The organism is Limnohabitans sp., assembly GCF_031539175.1.
GTDB lineage: Bacteria > Pseudomonadota > Gammaproteobacteria > Burkholderiales > Burkholderiaceae_C > Limnohabitans.
Genome location: NZ_JAVKLQ010000016.1, coordinates 1 through 8,407, shown reverse-complemented (window position 1 = coordinate 8,407; position 8,407 = coordinate 1). Strand labels below are relative to the sequence as shown.

Annotated in this window: 9 protein-coding genes and 1 tRNA gene; 4 read left to right on the top strand and 6 right to left on the bottom strand. The window is 52.7% G+C overall.

From position 1 onward, the window contains the following. Positions 1-67: 67 nt before the first annotated feature. The 4 genes from RMS95_RS02965 to rimO all read left to right on the top strand — a co-directional run bounded on the left by RMS95_RS02965 (position 68) and on the right by rimO (position 4,425). Positions 68-2,350: a bifunctional (p)ppGpp synthetase/guanosine-3',5'-bis(diphosphate) 3'-pyrophosphohydrolase gene (locus RMS95_RS02965; RefSeq protein WP_310643448.1), complete on the top strand. Its 2,283-nt coding sequence runs from the start codon at positions 68-70 to the stop codon at positions 2,348-2,350. A 31-nt stretch (positions 2,351-2,381) separates the two neighbouring features. Further along, positions 2,382-2,458: transfer RNA gene (locus RMS95_RS02960), tRNA-Val, on the top strand. Positions 2,459-2,527: 69 nt separating this feature from the next. Further along, on the top strand, positions 2,528-3,049 hold the full coding sequence (phaR, locus tag RMS95_RS02955) for a polyhydroxyalkanoate synthesis repressor PhaR (RefSeq protein ID WP_310643446.1): 522 nt from the start codon (positions 2,528-2,530) through the stop codon (positions 3,047-3,049). Then, complete coding sequence (rimO, locus tag RMS95_RS02950) at positions 3,046-4,425, top strand: 30S ribosomal protein S12 methylthiotransferase RimO (RefSeq protein ID WP_310643444.1); 1,380 nt, start codon at positions 3,046-3,048, stop codon at positions 4,423-4,425. The genes phaR and rimO overlap by 4 nt, the downstream gene beginning before the upstream one ends. Positions 4,426-4,509: 84 nt before the next feature. Here rimO and RMS95_RS02945 read toward each other — a convergent pair whose 3' ends face one another. From RMS95_RS02945 to RMS95_RS02920, 6 genes are all read right to left on the bottom strand, one after another. Further along, positions 4,510-4,770, bottom strand: a complete 261-nt coding sequence (locus tag RMS95_RS02945; protein ID WP_310643442.1) for a hypothetical protein — start codon at positions 4,768-4,770, stop codon at positions 4,510-4,512. Positions 4,771-4,974: 204 nt separating this feature from the next. Then, positions 4,975-5,328 (bottom strand): hypothetical protein, encoded by a 354-nt coding sequence (locus tag RMS95_RS02940; RefSeq protein WP_310643440.1) that lies wholly within the window; start codon positions 5,326-5,328, stop codon positions 4,975-4,977. Continuing rightward, the gene (locus RMS95_RS02935; protein WP_310643439.1) at positions 5,325-5,540 is read right to left on the bottom strand and encodes a hypothetical protein; all 216 of its coding nucleotides are present in this window, start codon (positions 5,538-5,540) and stop codon (positions 5,325-5,327) included. The genes RMS95_RS02940 and RMS95_RS02935 overlap by 4 nt, the downstream gene beginning before the upstream one ends. Further along, positions 5,527-6,657: a hypothetical protein gene (locus RMS95_RS02930; RefSeq protein ID WP_310643437.1), complete on the bottom strand. Its 1,131-nt coding sequence runs from the start codon at positions 6,655-6,657 to the stop codon at positions 5,527-5,529. The genes RMS95_RS02935 and RMS95_RS02930 overlap by 14 nt, the downstream gene beginning before the upstream one ends. Before the next feature lie 11 nt (positions 6,658-6,668). Next, entirely contained in the window at positions 6,669-6,830 is a 162-nt protein-coding gene (locus RMS95_RS02925; RefSeq protein WP_310614073.1) for a hypothetical protein, read from the bottom strand. Then, the coding region (locus tag RMS95_RS02920) for a ParB/RepB/Spo0J family partition protein (protein ID WP_310643435.1) at positions 6,827-8,407 on the bottom strand (1,581 nt) is incomplete at its 5' end. The genes RMS95_RS02920 and RMS95_RS02925, both read right to left, overlap by 4 nt.

The following is an 8,407-nucleotide window of genomic DNA, read 5'->3' as shown; positions in this document are numbered from 1 at the left end:
TGGTATCGTTCTTCTCGGCTGAGGTGCTTGTACATTGGGCAATTTCGATTTGGCGGTTAAAGCGGCCATGATGCTCTCGCATCCTCAGCCACCTATAACCAGTTCATCTTTGTTGCACTTCGTCCTTGAATCCGCCAAATACAACACAGAACAGCCGCAGACCCCTGTGTTGAGCGTGACGCTGCAAGATTTGCCAGATCAGCCTCAAGCATTGGCGCGGGCGAGGGCGTTTGCCGAGCCTTTGTTGATGGGTGCTACGTTGGACACCGGCGAAGACGTTTTGGCGCATGCCGATGCGGTGGCCACCATTTTGTCCTGCATTGGCGGTTCAGAGGCCATGCAGGCTGCCAGTTACTTGGTCTATGCCAGCGACTACCTGAATAAACCTGATGAGGTGATTGCGAAAGCTTTCGGTCAAACCTACGCGAATTTGGCCCTAGAAACGACGCGTTTGATACGTGTGCAACGCCAAGCCCGTGTGACGGCGTCTGAGGCTTTGCCACTTGAATTCCAAACAGAAAACGTGCGAAAAATGCTGCTGGCATTTTCTCGAGATTTGCGTGTGGTGCTGTTGCGTTTGGCGTCACGTTTGCAAACCTTGCGTCACTATGCGGCAACCAAAATTCCGGTGCCTCACGCGTTGGCGCATGAGTCGCTCCATGTGTTTGCACCACTCGCCAATCGACTGGGCATCTGGCAAATCAAATGGGAAATGGAAGACTTGTCTTTTCGGTTCTTAGAGCCTGAGACTTACCGTCAAGTGGCCCGTTGGCTCGATGAAAAACGGCTGGTGCGCGAGCAGTACATGGCAGAACTGCGCCAACAACTTGAAGTGGCGTTGTTGGCGCAAGGCATAGAGGCCAATGTGCAAGGGCGCCCTAAACACATTTACAGCATTGTGAAAAAAATGCGCGGCAAGTCGCTGGATTTCACGAAAGTCTTTGACATACGCGCCTTGCGTGTGGTTGTGCCATCCATTCCCGATTGCTATGCGGCTTTGAGTTGGGTGCATACCCATTTCTCACCCATCGTGGAAGAGTTTGACGACTACATTGCGCGTCCTAAACCCAATGGCTATCGTTCGCTGCACACCGTGGTGCGCGATGAGCAAGGACGGGCCATTGAAATTCAAATTCGTACCCAAGACATGCACGCGCATGCCGAACATGGTGTCGCCGCGCATTGGGCCTACAAAGAGGCGGGTACCAAAGGTTACGCCGGTGTTTCCGCATCAGGTGATTACGATGCCAAGATTGCTGTGTTGCGTCAGTTGTTGGCATGGGAGCGCGAACTGGCCAGTGGTGGTGCACAAGGAGGCGACAGTGCAGCCACCGTGGCAAGCACCGATGCTTTAAGTGACCGTATTTATGTGCTGACGCCCGATGCAGCGGTTGTTGAGCTGCCGCAAGGCGCGACGCCTGTGGATTTTGCCTACAGCCTCCATACCAACTTAGGCCATCGTTGTCGTGGCGCGCGCGTAGATGGTGCCATGGTGCCGCTCCACACGCCTTTGAAAAATGGTCAAACGGTGGAGGTGATCGCGATCAAAGCAGGTGGCCCTTCACGCGATTGGCTGAATGCCGATTTGGGCTATTTGGTCAGCTCTCGAGCGAAGTCGAAAGTTCGGGCTTGGTTCAACGCATTGGCCGTGAATGAGACGACGGCAAGGGGGCGTGAAGCGGTCGAGAAATTGTTGCAGAGAGAAGGTAAGACGGCCATCAAGTTAGAGGACTTAGCCTCTCAGCTTGGTTTTAAAACGGCGGATGCGTTGTTTGAAGTGGTGGGCAAAGACGAGTTTTCTTTGCGCAACATTGAGACATTGTTGAATCCACCAGCTCCAGCACTGGGTGCGGATGGCTATGTGCTGTTGAAAAAAGCAAGACATCCTGACAAGGCGCCTGGGGGCGGTGTGTTGGTGGTGGGGGTGGACTCGTTGCTCACGCAATTGGCACGCTGCTGCAAGCCCGCACCGCCAGATGACATTCGTGGCTTTGTGACGCGCGGTAAAGGGGTGAGTATTCATCGCGGAGATTGCGCCAACTTTAGACAAATGGCCTCGCGAGATGCGGGGCGCGTGATTGAGGTGACATGGGGGCAGTCGCAATCTGCTCAGTCACTGGTGTATCCGGTCGATGTCTACATCGAAGCTTTTGACCGCCAAGGGTTGTTGCGTGATATTTCCGAAGTCTTTGCCAAAGAAAAAATGAATGTGATTGGTGTGCAAACCCAATCGATCAAGGACTTGGCGTGGATGACATTCACCATCGAGGTGGGGGATTCGCGGCGATTGGAAAAAGTTTTGACCTCGGTTCGTGAAGTTAAGGGTGTTCGTTCGGCGAGACGGCGATAAAAGTGGGTTATACTTTCTGAATCGAACAAGTAGGCGCGTAGCTCAGTTGGTTAGAGCACCACCTTGACATGGTGGGGGTCGTTGGTTCGATTCCAATCGCGCCTACCATTTGTTCCCCGTGCGGCCCGGCACTGAAGTTTCAGTGGCGGGCTTTTGTTTGACTACGGGAGCTCTCTCATGAGCAGCAAAATGAACGCCACGTCGACACACGACGGCGAGCGAGTGATTAAAAAATACCCCAACCGCCGGCTGTATGACACAGCAACCTCTAGCTATGTGGCGCTTGCTGACATCAAGCAATTGGTCATGGCGGGTGAGCCTTTGATGGTGCGTGATGCCAAAACCGGTGAAGATTTAACGCGCAGTATCTTGTTGCAAATTATCTTGGAGCAAGAAGCTGAGGGTGCCCCCATTTTGACCGAGCGTATGCTGGCCAATGTCATTCGCTTTTATGGCAACGCCATGCAAGGCTTCATGGGGCCTTACCTCGAAAAAAACGTTCAAGCCTTCATGGACATCCAAACACAATTGGCTGACCGATCCAAAGACTTGACGGCCTTACCCTTGATGCCCAGCGTCATGGGCAATTACGCCGAGCAATCCAAAAATGTATTGATGGATTTGCAGGAGCAAATGCAAAAACACATGCAAAAGCAAACTGAACAAATGTTAGAAGTGATGGGAGTCAAGCGTCGATGAGTGAAATAACTTCTCCAAAAGTAGGCTTCGTCAGCTTGGGTTGCCCCAAAGCACTGACCGACTCTGAATTGATCTTGACGCAACTCAGCGCCGAGGGTTACCAAACGTCAAAAACGTTTGCTGGCGCTGACTTGGTCATCGTCAACACCTGTGGCTTCATCGATGATGCCGTGAAAGAAAGTCTCGACACGATTGGCGAAGCGTTGGCTGAAAACGGCAAGGTCATCGTGACCGGTTGCCTAGGCGCACGACAAGCTGAAGGTGGCGCAAACCTCGTGATGCAAATGCACCCCCGTGTGTTGGCCGTGACAGGTCCACACGCCACGCAAGAGGTGATGGACGCTGTGCACGCGCATTTGCCTAAGCCGCATGACCCGTTCATCGATTTGGTGCCCAACAGCTTTGGTGAGGCGGGTGTCAAGCTCACGCCCAAGCACTATGCGTATTTAAAAATCAGCGAAGGCTGTAACCATCGTTGCACGTTTTGCATCATCCCGTCCATGCGCGGCGATTTGGTGAGCCGTCCCATCGGCGATGTGCTCAAAGAAGCGCGCGCTTTGTTTGAAGGCGGCGTGAAAGAGTTGTTGGTCATCAGCCAAGATACCTCCGCGTATGGCGTGGATGTGAAGTACGTCACGGGTTTCTTTGATGGTCAACCCATCAAAACGCGCACCTTGGAGTTGGCACAAGCCTTGGCCAAGTTGGCGCAAACCTATGGTGCTTGGGTACGCTTGCATTACGTGTATCCATACCCCAGCGTGGATGACATCATTCCTTTGATGGCCACGGGTCACGTGTTGCCGTATTTGGATGTGCCGTTCCAGCATAGCCACCCCGATGTGTTGAAGCGCATGAAGCGCCCAGCCAGCGGTGAAAAGAACTTAGAGCGAATTGCCCGCTGGCGTGAGCTGTGCCCGCAAATTGTGATTCGCAGCACCTTCATTGCAGGTTTCCCCGGCGAAACGGAAGAAGAGTTTGAGCATTTGCTCAACTTCGTGCGCGAAGCTGAGATTGACCGTGCGGGTTGTTTCGCCTACAGCCCTGTGGATGGCGCAGCTGCCAATGACATTCCGGGCATGTTGCCGCAAGAGGTGCGTGAAGCACGCCAAGCGCGCTTCATGGAAGTGGCCGAAGAGGTGTCGATTGCCAAGCTCAAGCGCCGCATCGGTTCGACCATTCAAGTGCTGGTCGATTCAGCCCCCGCCGGTGGCCGCAAAGGTGGCGTGGGCCGCAGCTACGCTGATGCGCCTGAGATTGATGGCGTGGTCAAGCTGTTGCCGTCTGAAAAACTCAGCAAAGTGTTGAAAGTGGGTGAGTTCACACGTGCAAAAGTCGTGGCGACCGATGGTCATGATCTTGTCGCACAACCCATCTAACATCAGAAAAAACAAAAGCCACCGAAAAGGTGGCTTTCATTTAACTTATATTGGTGCCCAGGAAGGGCGGCTCTGTTTGTTTATTTATGCGGCTTTGCGAGAGTTTTGCGTAAATTTTGGGGAGTTCTCCCACTCAATCAGATCGCTTTGTGACCATTTCCCATCGCGTCCGGGGGCTGGGAATGAGCCTGTTTTCACTCGCTTTGATAGCGTTTGACGACACACATCATAGCGAGCTGCTACAGCTTCTTGATTCATGCGCACATCATGCACTTTGGCGAGCGTGATGATGGCTGAGGTTAAAGTGTCGATTCGTTGCTCGAGTCGTTTGATTTCTTCAGTCATGCTTACTGCCTTTCTTGGTCAGAAGCTTGTCAATTTCTCTGCGAGCAGCTACAGCATCAGATCTATCGGCTGGTGACATTCCTGCCCATGCGATACCTTGGCGAAAAATGTCAGCAATTTGACTAGGCTTACCGATACATCTCTCAAGCCCGTGAGCAATCAGTCCATCGCGCTCAAGTCTCGTGAGAGGTTTATTGTGCATACTCATACTACCCCCTTAATGCTGTGAGCGGCTTGAGAGTGTTCCGATGTAATCCGGCTTATCAGGGCATCGTGGTCCGACCTGCTGCGAACAACAGGGTCGGCCAGAGAAAATGCCTGCTTAGCCGCTCTCATTCTTTTCATGATCGGCGGCAACTCAGTGCGAATGGTGTCAAACAATGATCGAAGACCAGATTCATGCGGCTCCATATAGTGTCGGCCCATCTGGGCATAAAACACTTTCAGAAAAGCATCTGCTCCATAGCCTGAAAGGGCGTCAAGTGCGCGCACCTCGCTCTCGGTAAGTTTGATGGATACTTCTAGGTTCAGTGTTGGGCGTTGTGTCAATCTGCTCATGCTGCACCGCCTTTTTTCTTTGCATGAATAGTTATATCGCGTGAATCACCACCATTAATTTTGATTTCGTTGCTTACATCTCCGCCTTTAATTTCAATCATGGCAAGAATAAGGCCAACAAAATTAGAGGCTAAAAAACTCATAGCCTTTTCTGGGCTTTCATCAACCAGCGCATCAATTGCTGCGGTCGCATTTTTTTCAATGGGACTCATGCTTCTCTCCCTTGATGCCGTGGGCGGCTTCGACCAAATCTTTAATAGCCCAAACAAGCTCAACGTCCTCAACGGGGATGCCTTCGACTTCAATGGCAGTCGTGAATTCCTCATCCGTCAGCGGCTCACGCTTTGGTTGTAGGTGGGTAGATAGCCAATGCGGACCTGCTGAAACTTTGTAGTCACTACATTGCATCTCAAGCGTTACGATGTTTTGTCCAAAGTCGATTTGTGCAATGACACATGGCCAAGCCACGGGCGCTTGTTTCTCTAAAGCCGCCATCTTTTCTTCAACTTCATTCACAGCATCTTCAAAAAAGTATGCGCTACTCCACTCGTGGCGATCGGTACCAAGAACTACATCACAAAGTCTGTCGATAATTTCGTGCGCGTGATCGCGTTGATTTATCAAACGATCAGTATCTTTGTCTTGCTCTGCATTTGTTTGTGTATTAACAAGTAGCGCCATTTCAATATCTAAGCTTGATTGTTCAAGCTGCTGACGCATTTCTCTTTCTTGGTGATAGGCTGCATCCACTTGCCGAAGCATCTGCTCCAGCCCTGTAACGCGCTTTGCCAAGTCGGACGCATCGTTTGGCTGAATTACAAGTTTTGCAACTTCATGTAAACCATCAATCACAGTGTCAGCCGAGTTGAAAGCTGCCAATAGTTGATCATCTGTTAGTTCGGTTCTTTTTCCGCAGCGAGGGCAGTGCGATTCATTAACTCTCACCCAAAATTTTGTGCCACAACTACAGCGCCATAGAAGGGGTTTTGGCGCGCCGTTGTTGCCCTTCACCCGTGAAACCGGTATTGGCCAAAATCGGCGATCGTCATTGGGGTTAAAAGGTTGAGCCCGAGTCGTAGTCATTCGTGTCTCAAGCATTTGCCACACGCGCTCGTATTCTGGCCAGTCATGCTCGACGACAACGGCCTGAAGAAAAGCTTTGCCATCCACTGCGCGACCGGCGTTTATTTTTCCGGCCATGTCGTGCACGGCCTCTTGCTTTTCGGCGCTCAGGTATTTGCGCATGTCGCTGATTTTGAGCACGTAGTAACGTTCTTCACGGCGGAACGGCTGCGGTGTGCGAGGGGAAAGATACATTCTGTGTTGCATAGGGCCTCGCCTTAGTCGTTGTGATGTTGTGTGCGGTCTTTCAGCACGCCCACTGGCCCGTTATGCGGGGCTTTGTGGGGAACGCGCTTGCCTGAGATCACCGATGGTTTGGTGAACGCGTCAAGTGAGCCAGGTCGAACGGGCGCTGGCTTGGGGATGTAGTGGGTGTTCATGCGTCCACCTCTTCTTTAGCTGCAACGTTGGCGTCCACAGCACCGGCGTCGTCGCCGGTGCCTTCAATGGCCCTAGCGGCGGAGCCGCTCTGATCTTTCCCCGAATTCGGGCTACCCTTGGTTTTTGATTCGCTCTTGCCCCGCGCACGCGCAGCGGGTTTTTTGGTCTCGCCCCCCGTTTCGTCTTGCGCCCGCGCAGCGGTTGGTTGGGTAGACGCGGTTTCGGCAGGTTCGTCGATGGGCACACCATATTCGCTTGCTGCTGCATGCAGGGCTTCTGCTTTGCCAGCGTCTTTTTGATAGATTGAGCCCTCAAGGTCATCGTGTAGCGATGCGCAAAGCAGCCATTGAGCAATGTCATCTGTGTTCATGTGTGGCAGGGATGCTCTAAATTCAGCTTCATCTGGCAGGCCAACTGCTTCAAGAAGTTCATCGTCTATAAAAGCATGATCAATGTATGACGTTGCAATGGCTACTAGGTCAAGGCGTCGACGTGGTTGGCAGCGCACCTGTGCCATCACACGTTTTAAAAGTTGTTTGTTTTTTTCTGTGATGGCTTCAGCTTCTTCAGCCGAGCGAGCACGATTGCTCGATGGCGAGGTGGGTTTGTCAAACTTGATTTCTTGTAGCAGCCCCGCATCCACAGCGTCTTTGCGCTTGACCGCTTCGATGGTTTTGCCTGTGCGCGGGTCTTGGATGGTGACAGCCATAGATGCTTGAGCAGTCTTGGTGAGTCCTAGCTTTTTGGCGTCAGCGAGGGGGATGTAGCCATCTTTCAGCTGCCCGTGGGCATCTATGGCCTGCTTGGCTTTGTTTCCATCCAGCACGGTTTTGCCTTGCGCTTCCAGCTTGGCAGCCTCTCGTTGCAAGTGCGCTTTTTTCTTGCGCTCAAAACAGTCGGGCTGTGTGCAGATGTCTGCATTGCCTTTTTTGGTCCACCCGCCTGCGTCGCGGTTTTGGGTGATGTCTTCAAATTCAGGGGCATTGCCGCTGCGGTCGGGGCAGTCGAGGCAATTGGCACATGGCGTGTCAGTGAGGAGCGTGATGTCGGTGATGTCAAAAATTGCGGTGGCCAAGTCGAGTGTGTATTTGCCCACCAACAGCTCGCGGATGCGGCGATAGCTTTGTTTGCCACCATCTTTCAAATCCATGTGCTGCGCTTTGATGGCATTGAGCGCATGCTCTTGCACTTTGGCGTTGGGCAGGCGAGCCAGTAGCAAGGCCACCTCACTGCCAATGTCACCGCGCAAACAGGCCTCGCGCACGCTGGGCACGGCCTTGAGCAACTTGAGGCGACCATACACATAGCTGCGGCTCTTGCCTGTGTCGGCTGTGATTTGGTCAGCTGTCACGCCGTGGTTGTTCATAAGGCGCTCAAAGCCTTCGGCCTCTTCGATGGGGTGTACGTCTTCGCGACCGATGTTTTCAATCAGCTGTGCGCGTTGGACTTCTTCATCGGTCATGTCACGCACATCGATGGGTACTTCGGTCAAGCCTGCCAGCAATGCGGCGCGGCGGCGACGGTGACCAAACACCAGCTCGTATGCGATGGGGTCATCTGAACCAAAGTTTTTGAT

Coding starts and splice junctions, on each gene's coding strand:
- RMS95_RS02935 (WP_310643439.1), bottom strand. CDS start 5,540: ATGAGTCCCATTGAAAAAAATGCGACCGCAGCAATTGATGCGCTGGTT.
- RMS95_RS02930 (WP_310643437.1), bottom strand. CDS start 6,657: ATGCAACACAGAATGTATCTTTCCCCTCGCACACCGCAGCCGTTCCGC.
- RMS95_RS02925 (WP_310614073.1), bottom strand. CDS start 6,830: ATGAACACCCACTACATCCCCAAGCCAGCGCCCGTTCGACCTGGCTCA.
- rimO (WP_310643444.1), top strand. CDS start 3,046: ATGAGTGAAATAACTTCTCCAAAAGTAGGCTTCGTCAGCTTGGGTTGC.
- RMS95_RS02945 (WP_310643442.1), bottom strand. CDS start 4,770: ATGACTGAAGAAATCAAACGACTCGAGCAACGAATCGACACTTTAACC.
- RMS95_RS02940 (WP_310643440.1), bottom strand. CDS start 5,328: ATGAGCAGATTGACACAACGCCCAACACTGAACCTAGAAGTATCCATC.
- phaR (WP_310643446.1), top strand. CDS start 2,528: ATGAGCAGCAAAATGAACGCCACGTCGACACACGACGGCGAGCGAGTG.
- RMS95_RS02965 (WP_310643448.1), top strand. CDS start 68: ATGATGCTCTCGCATCCTCAGCCACCTATAACCAGTTCATCTTTGTTG.